A 17072-nucleotide genomic window follows, 5' to 3' on the forward strand; every position below is an offset into this window, starting at 1 on the left:
GAACACACATAACGCCTGCCATAGAGATAGTGCATGATCGGTACACACTCCGAAAACGACACCCAGAACGTCACGGTCGACCCCGCCGTGCTCGACGCGGCCCGCGCGCTGGCCGACAGGCCCGGACGAACGCTTTTGGGCATCGTCGGCGCCCCCGGCGCCGGCAAATCAACATTGACCGAAGCGCTGATCACCGCGCTGGGCAGCGCCCAGGCCCAGTGCGTACCGATGGACGGCTACCACCTCTCGAACCGGGAACTTGCCCGGCTGGGGCGCAGTGATCGCAAGGGCGCACCGGACACCTTCGACGCCACTGGCTACCGCGACCTTCTAACGCGCATACGCAAGACCACGGCCGAGAGCATCTACGCCCCGGCGTTCTACCGCGAGATCGAAGAACCCATTGCCGCAAGTCTTGTCGTAACGCCTGAGTGCCCGCTGGTGATTACCGAGGGCAATTATCTGCTGCTGGAGGACGCGCCGTGGCCACAGGTCGCGGCGGAGCTCGATGAAGTCTGGTATGTCGACGTGCCCACCCCGCTTCGGGAAACGTGGCTGGTCGAGCGCCATATGCGCTTTGGCCGCACCGAGGCCGAGGCACGGGACTGGGTCGCCACTACTGACCGCCCCAACGCCGAGCGCATTGAGGCTACCCGCACACGCGCCCACCGCACGCTCGTCTTCGACGGGCCGAGACTGCGCTTTGCATGAGCGCATACCGTATGCCCCTCTCGAGCATGTCCAACAAAAACGGCCCGCAAAGCGGGCCGTTTTTTAGGCATTGACCGTCATCTCAGGCGCTGCCCTTCATCTCAGGCTTACGTCGTAACCACGCCATCCGCGTCACGCGCCTCGAGAGGAGAGCGCACGAAAGGCGCGGCGAGACAGGGTAATCGGTGCCCGAGCGGCACGGCGCAGGTGTCGAGTGCGGTGACGGCGCAGGGCTTTTGGCGGCAGGCGATAGCTCATGCCCTCTTCGATGGCGTACCGACACGGGTTGCACAGCCCGCAGGGGGCGCGATCCATCGGCGTAAAGCAGAACCAGGCCTTTTCGAGCGCATCGATGAACCCATGGCGCTCGGCCTCGGCCTTCATCTGCGTCTTGGAGATGTTCAACAGCGGGAAATCGAAGAACCGGAAGATCGCCTCGTCCGTATCGATGCGAGGGTCGAACGTCCAGATGCCCTCGTCGGTGGTCACGACCTTGCCATCCAGAAAGCGGTAGGCCTTGTCATCGACATGCACACTGAGCTCCAGGTGCTCGATGCGCTCACTCTCGGCGTACCGGGCCAGCCAATCGTACTGGCTACCCAGATGCGCCTGCTGAGTCAGCCGATGGTAGGCCGCGCTCAGTTCAGGGTTGGCCGGAATCTCGCTGACAGGCGTGATGCGAAGCGGCTCGATGCGCTCGGCCGCGTCCGGATCGATCTTTGAAAGCGCAACGCGCACCTCGGAGATGGCCTGAAGCTCGCGCAGACTCGACGCGCGCCCCAGATCGACAATGTAGTGCGGCACCACGGTCTTGCCTTCGACAAGCGCCGCCGATAGAACGCGATAGGTCGAGTCCCAGCCGCCGGTCCAAAGCACATCTATTGAGGTACGCATGCAAGGCTCCACAGGCCGATGATCACAAGGCGGCTGACGCTACGCCACTTGATCATCGACGCATTAGGCCGTTTCGCGCATTTTGGCGTGCATTCGCCCAAAGTGGAATTCGTGGCCCCAAGGCACCGCTGTCACCCGGTCAGACCTTAGACCGACCGCGCGTCCTGCTCCGCGTCGTCCTGCTTGACGACCTTGTGGCCATCTTCGGCCAGGCCGTTTTTCCAGTAGCTCGAGATGTAGAGCTGACGACGATCGAGCCCGCGCACCTGTTTGACGTAGTGGCGAAGTGCTCGCATCGAGGAAAACTCGCACGCCCCCCACACAAAACCGCGCCCCGTCTCGGGCCAGGCCCAGGCGGTGACGGCCTCGACCAGCGGGCTCGCCTCGGCCTCCACGCCGGGAGTCGGGTTCACGACCCAGTGAAGCTCGATGCCCGCAGGCGCTTCAAGCGTCTGAATGTCGTCGCGACTGGTGACTTCGATGAAGGCCGCCCCGGTCATGGTCTCGGGCATGGTTTCAAGATTCACCGCAAGCGCCGGAAGCGCGGTCATGTCGGCTGCCAGCAGACACCAGTCCGCCTCGGTATCGACCGTCTTTTTCGGCCCCGGCCCACCCACGCTCAACCGCGCGCCAAGCTCAGCTGTCACCGCCCAGTGCGACGCCGGGCCGTGGTCCTCGTGCAATACCACATCGACGTCGATCGCCTCTGGCCGCTGAGCCCTGACGGTGTAGGTACGCACCGCCGGCGGCCGCTCATCGCCCTGCTCGATCATAAGCTTCACATAGCCCCCGGACTGATCCGTTTCGGGAAACTCGGCCATGCCCTCGCCGCCAAGCGTCAGACGCAGCATATTGGGCGTGAGCCGAACCCGGTCGAGCAGCTCAAGCGTTCGGGGGGCCGGTTTTTTACGCTCGGTCATGAAGAGGCTCCAAGAGTGTGATCCAGATTGGTGGTCATGGCCTCGGCCAGACGCAGGAACGTGCGGGCCTCATCGTCACTCAGGCCATCCATCATTCGCGTGGCGGCGCAGGCCTCGGCGCGACGGATGCGCTCGATCATCGCCTCACCGGCCGCAGTCAACCCAAGCTGGTGGCTGCGCCCATCGCTTGGGTGGGACCATTTTTCGACCAGGCCCGCCTCCAGCAGCTGACCGATCAGCCGTGTAATCTGCGCCTTGTCACGCCGGGACGCCTCGGCAAGGCTCTGCACCGTGCTCTGTGGCCGATAGTGAATCCCTTTTAGGGTTTTCAGATGCGAGACCGAAAGCGTCAGGCCTTCATCGCGGTACGCCCGACGAAGCGCACGCTTGTAGGCATGGAAAAACAGATGAAGCGTGTCGCTGAACGATGACATTGACCTACCCGCACTCGTTGATAATGACAATCAATAGTGTCAAAAAAGATGACATTGTCAACCACATTAGCAAATCACATCAGCCACGAGGTGATTGTTCCAGCACACGCAAACGCGCTCGATCCCCCCTTGGCCCGCCTCGAGGAAACGCTGGCAAGCGCACGGCCCGCACACCCGGCCCCTGAGCACACAGATGCCAAGGCTATCTCCCAGGCAGCAAGCGGCGTATCGTGGATGGCCATTTCCAATCGCTTCAACGCCGCGACATCGCTCAACCATGCCTTCTGACTCAAACACCTCGCTTACGCAAAACCTGCGCATCATCGCCATCGTCAGTTCGACGTTTGTTAGCATGCTCTGTATCGGCATGACGTTGACTGTCCTGCCGCCCTGGATTCACGACCGGCTCGGATACGCATCGATCACGGTAGGGGCCGTCATCAGCCTTCAGTTTCTGGTGACACTCATGACCCGGCCGTTCTCCGGCCGACTGGCCGATCTGCTGGGCGCCAAACGCATCGTTTTGAGCGGCTTGGTCGGGTGCGCGGCAAGCGGCGTCTTCATCGCGCTTGCGGCACTTTTCGAGTCGCAGCCGGGGCCCGCGCTGGCGTGTCTGATCATCAGCCGGGTCCTTCTTGGCGTATCACAGGGCATGATCGGCACCGGCACCCTGAGCTGGGGAATCGGGCTGATGCCCGCCCCGCTGATGGGCAAGGTCATCTCCTGGAACGGCATTGCAGGCTATGGCGCGCTCGCGCTCGGCGCCCCGCTCGGGGCGGTGATTGCAGGTGCTCAGGGCGTTGCCGCAATGGGTCTTGTGATCGCGCTTGTGGCGCTGATGGCCCTTGTGACCTCGCTCAAGCGCCCGGCCTCCCCCATCGTCAGCGGTGAGCGTGCGCCCTTTCGGCGCGTATTTCGAGTGGTCGCCCCGTATGGGCTGACGCTTGCGCTCAGCGCCATTGGCTACGGGGTCATCGCGACCTTCATCACGCTTTATTACGCCGACAAGGGCTGGTCGAACGCCGCGCTCGGGCTGAGCGCCTTCGGGACGGCCTTTATCGTGGCGCGGCTTCTGTTTGCCAACACCATCACTCGGTTCGGCGGCTACCGGGTCACGCTGGTCTGTTTCATGGTCGAGCTGGCGGGGCTTTCCATGCTGTGGCTGGCCGAATCATCGAGTGCGGCGCTTATCGGGGCCACGCTCACAGGCCTTGGTGTGTCGTTGATCTACCCGGCGCTCGGGGTGGTGGCGGTCGCCAAGATTTCCGCCAGCAATCGAAGCGCAGCACTGGGGGCGTACTCGGTCTTTCTGGACGCCGCCGTTGGCGTGACCGGGCCAGCGGCCGGAGTGATCGCCGGGTATTTCGGCTATTCGGCCATCTTCCTGGCGGCGGCCCTTGGTAGCCTGTTCGGGCTGGTGCTTTGTGCCGGGCTTTTTGAAAATTCAAGGCGCCGTCGGGCGCGAAGTGCGTAAACGTCTTCTGGGTCATGTGTTTGGCGGCGGCTTGAACGCTATCGTATAGTGAAACCACTCTTTTAAAGGCCAAGGTCAACTATGCCGCCCTCTCGCATTCAGGTTCGTACACGCCCAAAGCCACCGCTGACGTTTCATCCGCTCGGTGGTTGCGGAGAAATCGGCATGAACCTGTCGCTGTACGGGTTCGAAGGCCATTGGCTGGCGGTGGATTGCGGCATGATGATCCGGCAGGATCTACCCTCCCAGCCCCTTCAAGTGCCGGATGTGGATCACCTCGTGGCACGGGGCTGGGTGCCGAGCGCGCTGTTGATCACCCACGCTCACGAGGACCACATCGGGGCAGTGGCGTGTCTGTGGCCGAAATGGGGCTGCCCGATCTACGCAACGCCGCTTGCCTGCGCGCTGATCAAGGCCAAGTTCGACGAACACGGCCTGGCAACCGATGCGCTCAATCTCATCACACCGGGGGACGCCATCGAACACGGGCCGTTCACGGTGCGGTTCCTGCCGGTCACGCATTCGATCCCTGAAAGCTGTTCGCTGTTGATCCATACGCCGGCAGGCCGCGTGATGCATACCGGCGACTGGAAACTCGACCCGGCGCCGGTGGTCGGCCCGACGGTCGACCCGGTCACGTTCAAGGCGCTGGCGCCGGTCGATGTGGTGATCGGCGATTCGACCTGTGCGGATGTCGAAGGGTTTTCGCGCAGCGAACAGGCCGCCTCGGATTCGCTCGAGGCCTGCGTGGCAAAGTGTTCCGGCCGTGTGGTGGTGAGTTGTTTTTCAAGCAACCTGGCCCGCATCAAGGCACTGGGCGATATCGCCCAGCACACCGGTCGCCGTATCGGCCTTCTTGGGCGGTCACTGGAGCGCATGGTGCGCATCGGCATTCAGCTTGGTTATCTGGATGATTTTCCAAGTCGCATTCCCACCTCGGACATCGGCTATCTTCCGCCCGAGGAAGTGCTGATCATTGCTACCGGCAGTCAGGGCGAGCCCCGGTCGGCGCTGTCGAAGATGGCCCAGGGCAGCCACCGCGAACTGGATCTGACGCCCGGTGACACCGTGATCTTTTCTGCCCGCGCCATCCCCGGCAACGAGGTCTTCATTCAGCGCCTGAAAGAGGGGCTCAAGCGCCAGGGCGCCGACATCGTCGATGAAACCAATGCCCCGAGCATTCATGCGTCCGGCCATCCGGCACAGGAAGAACTGGCCACGTTCTATGGCTGGCTGCGACCGCGCACGCTGTTGCCGGTACACGGCGAGCCCGCGCATCAGCAGGCGCACCAGGCCCTGGCCACACGTCTGAACATCGCGACCCCCTTCGCGCCGCTGAACGGTGACGTGATCGAACTTCGCGGCGCAAAGGCCGAGCGCACCGAGCACATCGAGCTTACGCCACAGCTTCATTTTCAAAATGCAGGCCGGCGCCGCTCGAGCCGGGGGCAGGCGCCGACGCTGTCGCTTGCGCTGGTGGTCACGCCGGACGACCGTGGCCACTGGTGGCGTCAGGGGCCGGCCATCATCGACATCGACGGCCATCTGCTGCTGGACGAAGAGGCCTTCATCGACACCATCGATTCGGTGCTCGAGGCCCTTCCGGCCACATCGCTCAAACGGCTCCGGCGAGACCTCTACGCGCACCTGGTGGCCGATGTCCATGAGCGCACCAACGTCAAGCCGGTGCTGGAGCTTCAACTGATCGATGCGCAGAACGCCTAGCCCCCGAAGGCCAGGTAGGTAATCGATACCGCACGACAGCGATTTTGCACTGCACAATACGTTGGTACAGGCTTTATACTAAGGTCCTAAACGCCTATTTGTCATAAGGACTCTTTGTGCCATTTCGACACACCCTGCTCGCCATAGGCGTGGTCATCGTCTGGGCGTTCAACAACATCGTGATCAAACTGGGGGTGACCGAAGTGCCGCCACTGGCGCTGACCGCGCTGCGCTTTTTGATCGTGGCCGTGCTGGTGGTGCCTTTTACCCGACTCAATCGCCAGCAGTTAAAGTGGGTGGCGCTTCTGGCCTTCACCTTCGGGCTGATGCACTTCGGGTTACTGTTCATCGGCCTGACTTACGCCGAGGTCGGCACCGGCGCCATCCTGGTGCAGCTTGGCACCCCGTTTGCGACCATTCTGGCCGCAATCTTCTTGAAAGAACGCCTCAACGCCCGGCGAATTGCAGGCCTTGCCCTGTCGTTTGCAGGTGTGGTGGTGCTCGCAGGCGGGCCGTCGATGCCTGGCCCACTGGCGCTCGGGCTTTTGGTGACCAGCGCCATGGGCTGGGCGGTCTCGAACATGATCGTCAAGGTCGGCCCAACCATCCCGCCCATTGCCATGGCGGGCTGGATGGCGCTGTTCGCGGTGCCCCTGGTGTCCCTCGCCTCGTTTCTGACCGAGTCGCATCAGTTCGAAGCCATCGCCAACGCGAGCTGGCGCGGCTGGCTCGCGGCGTTCTACAGCGCGATCATGTCCTCGATTCTGGCCTACAGCGCCTGGTACTGGCTGCTGCGTCAGTACGAAGTGCGAAAGGTCATTCCGCTGTCACTGCTGACGCCGGTCTTTGCCGTGCTGTTCGGCATTTTGCTGCTGGGCGATCATCTGGGCATCTACAAGATCGCAGGTGGCAGCATGATCATTGCCGGCATCGCGCTGATCACGGTGCGCTTTCGAAGGCGAAGATAACCTCCCATCGATCAAGCACGCTCCACAAAAAAGAGCGCCCTCGGGCGCTCTTTTTATTTTCAGGTCTTTTCAGGTCGGGCCACACGCGCGTGTCTTGATGCAGGGCTTAGCCGCTGATGCTCTGCACGCTGACCGGCTCCGGCGGCTCGACCGGCGTCAGCCGATAGATCTGATCGGTCGTGATGCGCGGTCGATACTCGAGTGGCTCAAGCGTGACGCGCTCGCCGGTCTCGAGCGCACGCTCGATCGCTTCCAGAATGCGAAGGTCGCGGCGGCCTTCTTCGCCATCGGCCTCCGGATCCTTACCCGTCAAAATACAGTTCGAGAAGTACTCGGTCTGGCCACCAAACTGCTCGACCGCACCGGGGTCCAGTGTCTGGGTGTTGCCATCTGTATCGGTCCAGACGCTCTTGATCGAGACGTCGGGGCCGAACACGAAACTCGGATCGCAGTCGATGGTGCCTTTCTCGGCCACCAGGGTGAAACGGTCGATGCCCGCGGCGGAACAGGACACAAGGAAAGTGGCCAGCTGGCCGCCTTCGAACTCGAGCGTGATCGAGACGGTGTCGTCGAAATTATATTCGCGCTCAGGGTGCTTCCGGCCCGCGGCACGGACCGCGACCGGCTCGGCACCGAATAGGTGACGCACGGCGTTGATCTGGTAGGTGCCCTGATCCGGCACGACGCCGGCCCAATAGCCGTTGGTGGCCCGGTGATTCTGCTCGTTCAGATCCTGCGAGAAATGCGAGGTGAACGAATGGAGCCGGCCAAGCTCACCCTGCTGGAGCCGGGTAATCATTTCGACCGTGCCCGGCTCGTGATGGAGCCGATAGGCAACCATCAGTTTGGCGCCGCTTTTTTCGGCGGCCTTGATCATCGCCTCACAATCCTCGACGCTTGTGGCCATCGGCTTTTCGAGCAGCACGTGGATACCGGCCTCGAGCGCCGGAACCGTGTGCTCACGGTGGCGAAAGTTGGGGGTGGCCACATAGACCGCATCGACCTCGCCCGAGTCCAAAAGCTGGTCGTAGTCGTCGTAGGTGTAGCTCTTGATGCCGTAGCGCTCACCGAGCGCCTCGGCTTTCTTGGGGTCTCCCGTGACCAGCGCGACCAACCTGGAATTGGACGTCGCACTGATGCCGGGCATGAAAGCGGTCTGGGAAATTTCACCGCCGCCGACGACCGCGTAGCGGACCGTCTCGGTCGGGGTCTTGGCGTTTGAGCTCATGCATCCTCCGTGATGACAGGCGTTCAAGGTGTAGCTACACCCTAGTTCATTCCCGCCGATCTTGTCAGACACACTCAAGTACAGGCCCCCTCAAGTACAGACACACTTGAGTACAGACACACTTGAGTACATGGCCAGTCAGTCACGGGCCCACGTTCAGGCATCGTATATGCCGGGCTGGCATGAGCACTGCTCGAAGGGCCGCACATCAGGTATACTCGACTTTCGTCTAACGACTCATTCAGGAGCTCTGCATGGCTACCCCCTCCCAACACGATCTGCGTAACGACTTTCGCGCACTGCTCGAAAGCGAGCGCTGCTACTACACCGCGTCAACGTTCGACCCGATGTCGGCACGCATCGCGGCGGATCTGGGATTCGAAGTCGGTATTCTGGGCGGCTCTGTGGCTTCACTTCAGGTACTGGCGGCGCCGGATTTCGCGCTGATCACCTTAAGTGAGTTCACCGAGCAGGCCACACGCATCGGGCGGGTGGCGCGCCTGCCGATCATTGCCGACGCCGATCACGGCTATGGCAATGCGCTGAACGTGATGCGCACCGTCACCGAGCTCGAACGCGCAGGCGTGGCGGCACTGACCATCGAAGACACGCTGTTGCCGGCCAAGTACGGCCGCAAGTCCACCGACCTCATTCCGGTGGAAGAGGCGGTCGGCAAGATCGAGGCGGCGCTCGACGCCCGAATCGATCCGGCCATGGCGATTTTTGCCCGCACCAACGCAGGCCAGCTCTCCACCGAAGACACCATTGCCCGAGCCACGGCCTATCAGGCGGCCGGCGCCGATGGCATCTGCATCGTGGGCATTCGGGATTTCGAGCACCTGGAAGCGATCAGTGCCCACGTTCAGGTGCCCTTGATGCTGGTGGCCTATGACAACCCCGAACTTCGCGACCCTGCGCGTCTGGCCGCCAATGGCGTTCGCGTCATCGTCAACGGCCACGCCGCCTACTTTGCCGCGATCAAGGCCACCTACGACTGCCTGCGCGAGCAGCGCGGCATCGCCGAGGGCACCCTGAACGCCTCGGAGCTCTCGACGCGCTATTCCACCCTTGAGGAAAACCGGGAGTGGGCGCGCAAGTACATGGACGTCAACGAGTGATCGCCTGACGCCGCTGCCGCCCATAACATTACCGTTCATAAAAAAAGCGCCCTGCATCAGCAGGGCGCTTTTTTCGGTGTGAATCCGGTCGAGCTACCGCGTCTTAGAAGGTGTACTCGATGCCGATGACGGCCACCGGATAAACGTTGTACTTGTTAAGCTCGTCCTTCACTTCCTCTTCTTCCTGATCGACGTAGGGCTGAAGTGCCGCCTGCGCTACCTGATTGTTGACCGCACTGCCCTTGGCCTCGAGATCTACTGTCGGGTCGATCCAGAACGCGCCGGCTTCAGCGTAGAATCCAAGCCCTTCACGATTGCTGGTGCGCCAGCCAAGGCCCAGATACGGCTGTACGCCATCGGACAGTTCCGCCTTGCCATCCAGATACGCAGCGTCATCCGGCAGGCCGTAGTTCGACAGCTCAAAATTGCTCGGCGTACCGGTTGCATTGAGCTTCACGTCAGGACGAACCAGACCGCCCGAAAGGAAGAAGCCACCAGCCCAGGGGAAGTAGTCCAGTTTGAGGCTGTAGATGTCGCTGTCGATGTCGCCCTCGTAGTCGACGTCATCCACGGTGCGGTCCAGATCATCATAGGTGTAGCCGCTGTAGCCGGCCGTCAGGGCGAAATAATCACTGAATCGCCAGCTGACGCTGCCACCGAGGCCAGTGGTGCCCGCCTGGGCGCCGAGCGACCAGTGGTCCTGAGCAGCCATGGCCGAGGAGGAGGCAACCGCAAGTGCGCCCGCCAGCGCGAGAGGAGTCACAAAACGCATGAGTTAAGTCCCTTGAACGATGAGGTTTCGGTTTTTTTGGTACTTCCAGCTACCCATATACACCAATCAAGACTAATTCTTTTTAGCCCTCGAAAGGCTTAGCTTTTTAATACGCTTACTTTACGTGGGTTCGCCGCGTGTAAAGCGCGCTGAAACACCCCAAAATGCGTGCTTTTCGTTTATTTGACCCGGTTTGGTATGCTCGCCGGATTGCCTTGCAAGGAGAACAGCATGGGATCACTCAAGGACCAACTCAGCTCGCTGGTGTATTCAACCGATGGCGGGGATCAGCGAAAGGCCGACGACGACCCTGCCGCTGCCGATGACGCGCGACTGGCGGGCCTCGACGGCATCGTTCGGCTCAGACGTGAAACGTCCGGGCGCAAGGGCAAGGGCGTGACCACTGTTTCAGGGGTGCCGTTGACGATGGCCGAGCTCAAGCCGCTGACTCAGGCCCTCAAGAAGCGCTGCGGCAGCGGCGGTACGCTCAAGGATGACGGGATGATCGAGATTCAGGGCGATCACCGTGATGCACTCAAGACCGAACTTGAAAAGCGCGGGTTCACGGTCAAGCTGGCCGGCGGCTAGGAGATTTTTGATGCACCGAATGCCTACTCTGAAGGCCGCCGCCCTGGCGGCCCTGACGCTGGTGAGCCTGTCTGGCTGCAGCCTATTGGGCCTTGGGGGCCCTGCGTTTGAACCGCTCACCGGCAAGGCGAGCTACCCGGAAAATTACGAGATGCCAAAGGGCGCGACCCTGACGGTTCGTGTGAGCGACGCAGACCGTGACCACGGCCTGATCGCTGAGACAACGGCCAACGAGGTCGAGCAATCACCCACGCCCTTTGCGCTGCAGGTAGACCGTTCGGCGCTGGATGACGCCCATCGCTATACGCTCGAGGCGCGGTTGAGCGCGAACGGTAAAACACTTCTTGAGACGCCCAAACCGGTGCCGGTCCTCACTCAAGGTGCACCGACCCGCCAGGCCGATGTGTCCCTGAGCGCTCCAGCGCCCTAGACCATGCGCGGCGGACAGGCGGAATCACGCTCGATCAGTTGCGGGGTGAATCGTTCGGGCGGGCTCAGGACGCTCTCCCCGTCGATCAATGAGGTCATGAGCCTGACCGCACACTCGGCCATCGCCTCGACCGGTGCGTGCACGGTCGTAAGGCTTGGCACCATGTGGCGCGCGTAGAGCTCATCGTCGTAGCCGACCACGGAGACGTCGGTCGGCAGCGCGTAGCCAAGTGCCCGAAGCTGACCCATGGCGCTGATGGCCATTTCGTCATTGCCGACCACAAGCCCCGTGAAGCCAGCGCCCTGCTCATGAAGCGTCCGAACGCCGGCGGCACCACTGGGCTCGGTGAAATCGCCCTCGATGACCCGGCCGGCCGGCACCTCGAGTCCGGCCTCGGCCATGGCGCATCGAAAGCCTGCCAGACGATGCCGCGCATCCTGCTTGAACAGCGCCCCGGTCAGGCAGGCGATGCGCCGATGCCCCAACTCGATCAAATGCCGGGTGGCGAGATACTCCCCAAGGTGATTGTCGGCCACCACGCACTGCGCGGCGATCGCCTCGACGTGGCGATTGAGCACCACCAGCGGCACGCGACCAGCCAGTTCAGTGAGCGCGGCGTCGCTCATGCCATCGGCATGAACGATCAAGCCATCGCAGCGCTTGTCCAATAGAAATCGGATCGCGGACTGCTCCTGCTCGGCGTCGCTCTGGCCCGAGGCCACGATCAGCGACATGTTCGACGCCCTGAGCGTCGATTCCACCGTGGTCATCAACCGCCCCAGAAACGGCGCGGCCAGATGGGAAATCACAAGCCCCACGTTGAACGAGCGATTGAAGGCCAGCGAGCGCGCAAAGGCGTTCGGCGCGTAATCGAGCGCCTTCATCGCCTTCTGGACGCGCTTTCGCGTCTGCTCGCTTACCGGCACGTTGCCCGCCATCACACGCGACACGGTCGCCACCGACACACCCGCCTTTTTTGCCACGTCACGAATGTTGGCCATGGTTTTCCTTATATTCCTGCCTCGAGCGAAGTATGAAGAGGATCGACTTTAGGCGCTATCGACAAAAGATCAATACCGAACCCACAACGGCGTCACTAGCATGAAACCAGTTACATATGTAACTAGTTACATTCCCAATCGGAGTGATCCATGCTCGGCAGAAAAGAAAAACTAAGCTTTGGCATCGGGGATTTCGCGTTTGCCTTCACCTGGGCATCGGTGGCGCTTTATCTGATGTATTTCTACACCGACGTATTCGGCATCGACCCGGCGCTGGTGGGCACGCTGTTTCTGGTGGCAAGGCTTTGGGACGCGGTGACGGATCCGGTCGTCGGGGTTCTGAGCGATCGAACCCGCACCCGTTTCGGCCGGCTCAGGCCCTATCTTTTATGGTTTTCGCTGCCGCTTGGCATTTTATTGGCGCTGACGTTCACTACCCCGGAGCTGACCGGCACTGCCAAGGTGGTCTACGCCTTCGCGACCTACATCGCCCTCATGGGGTTCTATACGCTGGCCAACATTCCCTATTCGGCGCTGCCGGTGTCGATGACGACCGACAATCAGGAGCGTCGGGATCTGAGCAACGTTCGCGTCATCTGCTCCTACGTGGCGTTTGTCGTCATAAGCTACACGACGCTCCCGATGGTCAAGACATTCGGTGATGGCGACGACGCGCTCGGGTTTTCACTGGTGTTCATGCTGTATGGCGCCATCACCTTCCTCGTGCTCCTGATGACGTTCAAGGGCGTGCGTGAACGTCACACCGAAGGCGAAAGTGCCGGCAGCCCGATAACCAGTTTCAAGGATGTCGCCAAGACCAAACCCTTTTGGCTAATGTTCGCAATCTGCACGCTGATTTTCACCCTGATGCTGATGCCGGACTCAGTGGCGATCTACTTCTTCAAGTACTACCTCGGCGATGAAGACGGCGTGTCGCTGTTTCTCGCCTGCGGCTATATGGCACTGATCGTCGGGGTGCTGCTCAACCAATATGTGTTGAGCCGGTTCTGCAAGCGAACGGTCATGATCTGGGCCAACCTGGCCTACGCGGCCGTACTGTCCGCCTTTTTCGTTGCCGCCGACATGGCCGCACCGGTGTATTTCGTGGTGTTCATGCTTATCAAGCTGCTGGCGGGCATCGTCGCGGCCACCATGTGGGCGATGGTCGGTGACATCGCCGATTTTGTTGAATACCGCTCGGGGCGCCGTGCCACCGGCGCCTCGACCAGCGCCGTCACCTTCAGCCACAAGTTCGGCATGAGCGTGGGCGGGCTTTTGACCGGCACGCTGTTCAGCGCCTTCGGCTATGTGCCGAACGCCGCCCAAAGCGAGACGGTGCTGACCCTGATCAAATCCATGATGAGCCTGTTACCGGCGTTCGGCGCACTGGGCGTGGCGCTTTTAATGGTGATCTACCCGCTAAGCGACGCCGCCATGACCACCATTCGCCAGCAAAAGCCAACATCCAATTGACCCAAGGCCGACGGGGTCGTCGGCTCACCTCTATATGTCCAAGGAGCTTTCATGCGTTCGATTGCCGACACACTTGCCGAGATGACCCTCGAGGAGAAGGCCGCCCTGTGTTCGGGGCAGGACTTCTGGAACACCCGGCCCATCGATCGTCTCGACGTGCCCGCCCTCATGCTCTCCGATGGCCCACATGGTCTTCGAAAGCAGCCCGATGGCCCGGGCGCCGACCACGCAGGCCTGCTCGCAAGCCTGCCCGCGACCTGCTTTCCGACCGCAGCCGGGCTTGCAAGCTCCTGGGATACGACCCTTCTGACCCGCCTCGGTGAAGCCCTCGGGGACGAAGCCCAAAGCGAAAACGTAAGCGTCGTGCTCGGGCCGGGCACCAATATCAAGCGTTCGCCGCTGTGCGGTCGCAACTTCGAGTATTTCTCTGAAGACCCGGTGCTCTCTTCCCGGCTTGCCAGCGCCCACATCCAGGGCGTGCAGTCGAAGGGCGTGGGCGCCTCGCTCAAGCATTTCGCCGCCAATAACCAGGAGCACCGCCGGATGTCGGTCGATGCCCGCATCGACGAACGCACGCTGCGCGAGATTTATCTCGCAAGCTTCGAAGAGGCGGTCAAGGTGGCCAAGCCCTGGACCGTGATGTGCGCCTACAACCGAGTGAATGGCCCCTACTGCAGCGAGCATTCGCGCCTTTTGACCCAGATTCTTAGAAAGGAATGGGGCTTCGACGGTATTGTGGTTTCGGACTGGGCCGCCGTGAATGACCGTGTCGCGGGCCTTGATGCCGGGCTCGAGCTCGAAATGCCGACCAGCGGCGACACCCGCACCCGCCAGATCGTTAAGGCTGTCGAGTCCGGGACGCTGAGTGAGGGCGTGCTGGACCAGGCGGTCGAGCGACTGCTTGCCTTCATCGAGCGGGCGCACACGCAAGACCGCACCAACGCAGACGTCGATCTGGACGAGCACCATCAGCTGGCACGACACGTCGCGCGGGAGTCCATGGTGCTGCTCAAGAATGACGGAGTGCTTCCGCTGAGCACGAATCAGCATGTGGCCGTGATCGGCGAATTTGCCGAACGCCCGCGCTTCCAGGGCGGCGGCAGTTCGCACGTCAACCCGTACCGCGTTGAAACACCGCTCGAAGCATTGAGCGCGACGGGTCATGAAGTGCGGTACGCCAAGGGCTTTGAAATCGATCGCGACGACACCGACCAGGCGCTTTTGGATGACGCGGTAGCCCGCGCCAAACGCGCAGATGTCGCGGTGCTGTTTCTCGGGCTGCCCGAGCGGTATGAATCGGAAGGCTATGATCGAACGCACCTGGACATTCCGGCCAATCAGCGCGCGCTGATCGATGCCGTGCACGCGGTTCAACCCAATACCGTTGTGGTGCTCGCCAATGGCTCACCGGTGGCGATGCCCTGGCTTTCAAAAGCCTCTGCTGTGCTCGAGGCCTATCTGGGCGGACAAGCCGTGGGCGCAGCGGTGGCCGACCTGCTGTTCGGCGAGGTCTCTCCCTGCGGCAAGCTCGCCGAAACCTTCCCGCACCGGCTGGAAGACACCCCGTGCTACCTGCACTTTCCCGGCACCGGTGACGTCGTCGAGTACGCCGAAGGGATTTTTGTCGGCTATCGCTACTTCGATGCCAAGAACGTAGCGCCGCTCTTTCCCTTTGGCCACGGCCTGAGCTACACCACATTCACCTATCAGGATCTGACGCTTTCCGAGGCACGCATAAGCGCCGATGACACCCTCGACGTCACGGTGCGCGTCACCAACAGCGGCCAGCGCGCCGGCAAGGAAATCGTTCAGCTGTATGTGAGCGATCACACGCACGCGGTGCCTGTGGCGCCCAAGGCGCTTCGCGGCTTTGAGAAGGTGCATCTCGAGCCGGGCGAGTCAGCCACGCTGACGTTTACTCTCGGCCGACGTGACTTTGCCTACTTCGACGTCGACACAAATGACTGGCGGGTGCCGACCGGCAGCTTCTCTATCAGTTTCGGGGCGTCCTCGGCCGATCTGCGTCTGACGCAGGACGTGCATGTGACCGGTGATGCGCCACGCTGGCCTGCGCTTGATCGTAATACCCTGGTCGGTGACCTTTCAGGCATCGAAGTCGCCCAACGTATCCTTCACGACGCACTGGCACCGCTGGCCGCGCAGAATCCGCTGCTCAAAGGCTTTGCTGAAGACCCGATCGACGACCACAGCGACGACATGATCGAGGCCATGATGCGCTACCTACCGCTTCGAGGGCTGGTGTCCTTTACCCAAGGGGCATTTGACGAAGCACAGCTCGAGCGCCTGCTTCAACGCCTGGAGCAAAGCCGCTCGTCAGACGGTGCCTGATCGGCTCCTCATGCGCCGCCCGTCAGGGCGGCCATGGCCTTGCCGATGGGGGCTTCGACCTTCAGGGTAAATAGCTCATCGGCGCGGGTATGGCCTCGATTCAGACACAGCACCGGCTTTCCGGCACGATGCGCCTGCCGGGCGAAGCGAAAGCCCGAAAACACCATAAGTGATGAGCCAATCACCCACAGCCCGCCAGAGGCATCCAGCCACGACATCGCGCGGGCCAGCCGGTCCCGTGGCACGTTATCGCCGAAATAGACCACATCGGGTTTCATGATGGCGTGGCCACAGCGCGGGCACGGCGGAATGTCGACGTCGGAAAAATCGTCCGCATCGAGGTCGGCGTCGCCATCGGGGGCTACCTCGGCTTCAAGTGTGGTCCAGTTCGGATTTCTGGCGGCAAGCCATTCGTGATAGACCGTGCGCTTGAGAAGCCACCGACACGCCATGCAGCGCACCACATCCGCCCGTCCATGAAGATCGATGACGTTGCGGCTCCCGGCCTTTTGATGAAGGCGATCCACATTCTGGGTAATGATGCCCTGGACAAGTCCCTCACGTTCAAGGCGCGCAAGCGCCTCGTGCGCTATTCCCGGCTGGGCCGTGCCCAGCACTGAAAACCCCACCAGGCTTCGTGCCCAGTAGCGTTTTCGTGCACTTTCGCTTTTCATGAAGGCCTGATGGGACATCGGCGGTGGTCGTTTCCACTGCCCTTCGCCGTCGCGATAATCGGGAATGCCGCTTTCGGTGCTGATGCCCGCGCCAGTGAGTACACACATCGGGCCATGACGCTCGAGGTGGGCCCGTAACGCGTTGATCGAGTCATCCATTGCAGTCTCACTCATGTCGCTGTATCACGGTAGTTATAATCGCCCGAACTCGAGGCCCGAGCTGGCAGCCTGCCGCCAATGCAGCATTTTCACGGTCAGTACGGGTAGTGTAGTGTCTGGCGATTCACGCGCCCATTTCGTTGATTTCGCTACG

16 protein-coding genes are annotated in these 17072 nt (G+C 61.8%); 9 read left to right on the top strand and 7 right to left on the bottom strand.

Annotated elements, in window-relative coordinates; genetic code table 11:
• Nucleotides 1-33: 33 nt before the first annotated feature.
• Nucleotides 34-711 carry a nucleoside/nucleotide kinase family protein gene (locus tag NAT49_RS08895; RefSeq protein WP_251593334.1) on the top strand — a complete coding sequence of 226 codons (678 nt, stop codon included), beginning with the start codon at nt 34-36 and terminating at the stop codon, nt 709-711.
• A 132-nt stretch (nt 712-843) separates the two neighbouring features.
• Here NAT49_RS08895 and NAT49_RS08900 read toward each other — a convergent pair whose 3' ends face one another.
• From NAT49_RS08900 to NAT49_RS08910, 3 genes are all read right to left on the bottom strand, one after another.
• Entirely contained in the window at nt 844-1605 is a 762-nt protein-coding gene (locus NAT49_RS08900; RefSeq protein WP_251593336.1) for an adenine nucleotide alpha hydrolase family protein, read from the bottom strand.
• A 146-nt stretch (nt 1606-1751) separates the two neighbouring features.
• A complete protein-coding gene (locus NAT49_RS08905) occupies nt 1752-2525 on the bottom strand; it encodes a siderophore-interacting protein (protein ID WP_251593338.1) in 774 nt (257 codons plus the stop codon).
• Nucleotides 2522-2959 carry a MarR family winged helix-turn-helix transcriptional regulator gene (locus NAT49_RS08910; protein WP_251593340.1) on the bottom strand — a complete coding sequence of 146 codons (438 nt, stop codon included), beginning with the start codon at nt 2957-2959 and terminating at the stop codon, nt 2522-2524. Before NAT49_RS08910 ends, NAT49_RS08905 begins: the two co-directional genes overlap by 4 nt.
• A 277-nt stretch (nt 2960-3236) precedes the next feature.
• On the opposite strand from NAT49_RS08910, the gene NAT49_RS08915 reads away from it, so the two are divergent.
• The 3 genes from NAT49_RS08915 (at nt 3237) to NAT49_RS08925 (ending at nt 7126) form a co-directional block, all read left to right on the top strand.
• On the top strand, nt 3237-4433 hold the full coding sequence (locus NAT49_RS08915) for an MFS transporter (RefSeq protein ID WP_251593342.1): 1197 nt from the start codon (nt 3237-3239) through the stop codon (nt 4431-4433).
• 165 nt (nt 4434-4598) lie between these two features.
• On the top strand, nt 4599-6158 hold the full coding sequence (locus NAT49_RS08920; protein ID WP_251593343.1) for a ribonuclease J: 1560 nt from the start codon (nt 4599-4601) through the stop codon (nt 6156-6158).
• Nucleotides 6159-6274: 116 nt separating this feature from the next.
• On the top strand, nt 6275-7126 hold the full coding sequence (locus tag NAT49_RS08925; RefSeq protein WP_251593344.1) for a DMT family transporter: 852 nt from the start codon (nt 6275-6277) through the stop codon (nt 7124-7126).
• A gap of 106 nt (nt 7127-7232) precedes the next feature.
• Here the strand turns inward: NAT49_RS08925 and NAT49_RS08930 are convergent, their stop codons facing one another.
• Nucleotides 7233-8354 (bottom strand): Gfo/Idh/MocA family protein, encoded by a 1122-nt coding sequence (locus tag NAT49_RS08930; RefSeq protein ID WP_251593345.1) that lies wholly within the window; start codon nt 8352-8354, stop codon nt 7233-7235.
• A 254-nt stretch (nt 8355-8608) separates the two neighbouring features.
• Between NAT49_RS08930 and NAT49_RS08935 the strand changes: the two genes are divergently transcribed.
• A complete protein-coding gene (locus tag NAT49_RS08935; protein WP_251593346.1) occupies nt 8609-9472 on the top strand; it encodes an isocitrate lyase/PEP mutase family protein in 864 nt (287 codons plus the stop codon).
• Between the two features lie 103 nt (nt 9473-9575).
• On the opposite strand, the gene NAT49_RS08940 is transcribed toward NAT49_RS08935, so the two are convergent.
• On the bottom strand, nt 9576-10244 hold the full coding sequence (locus NAT49_RS08940; protein WP_251593347.1) for a hypothetical protein: 669 nt from the start codon (nt 10242-10244) through the stop codon (nt 9576-9578).
• 231 nt (nt 10245-10475) lie between these two features.
• Here NAT49_RS08940 and NAT49_RS08945 point away from each other — a divergent pair, with 231 nt between their 5' ends.
• Entirely contained in the window at nt 10476-10832 is a 357-nt protein-coding gene (locus NAT49_RS08945) for a translation initiation factor (RefSeq protein WP_251593348.1), read from the top strand.
• A gap of 10 nt (nt 10833-10842) precedes the next feature.
• Entirely contained in the window at nt 10843-11262 is a 420-nt protein-coding gene (locus tag NAT49_RS08950) for a YbaY family lipoprotein (protein ID WP_251593349.1), read from the top strand.
• Here the strand turns inward: NAT49_RS08950 and NAT49_RS08955 are convergent.
• The gene (locus tag NAT49_RS08955) at nt 11259-12263 is read right to left on the bottom strand and encodes a LacI family DNA-binding transcriptional regulator (RefSeq protein WP_251593350.1); all 1005 of its coding nucleotides are present in this window, start codon (nt 12261-12263) and stop codon (nt 11259-11261) included. The genes NAT49_RS08950 and NAT49_RS08955 overlap by 4 nt on opposite strands.
• Nucleotides 12264-12413: 150 nt before the next feature.
• Here NAT49_RS08955 and NAT49_RS08960 point away from each other — a divergent pair, with 150 nt between their 5' ends.
• Together NAT49_RS08960 and NAT49_RS08965 are read left to right on the top strand one after the other, a co-directional pair.
• Nucleotides 12414-13736 carry an MFS transporter gene (locus NAT49_RS08960; protein WP_251593352.1) on the top strand — a complete coding sequence of 441 codons (1323 nt, stop codon included), beginning with the start codon at nt 12414-12416 and terminating at the stop codon, nt 13734-13736.
• 51 nt (nt 13737-13787) lie between these two features.
• Nucleotides 13788-16085, top strand: coding sequence for a glycoside hydrolase family 3 C-terminal domain-containing protein (locus NAT49_RS08965; protein ID WP_251593353.1), 2298 nt, complete (start codon nt 13788-13790; stop codon nt 16083-16085).
• 8 nt (nt 16086-16093) lie between these two features.
• Here NAT49_RS08965 and NAT49_RS08970 read toward each other — a convergent pair whose 3' ends face one another.
• Nucleotides 16094-16933, bottom strand: a complete 840-nt coding sequence (locus NAT49_RS08970; protein ID WP_251593355.1) for an NAD-dependent protein deacetylase — start codon at nt 16931-16933, stop codon at nt 16094-16096.
• Nucleotides 16934-17072: the final 139 nt, after the last annotated feature.

Source organism: Larsenimonas suaedae, assembly GCF_023712105.1.
Classification (GTDB): Bacteria; Pseudomonadota; Gammaproteobacteria; order Pseudomonadales; family Halomonadaceae; genus Larsenimonas; species Larsenimonas suaedae.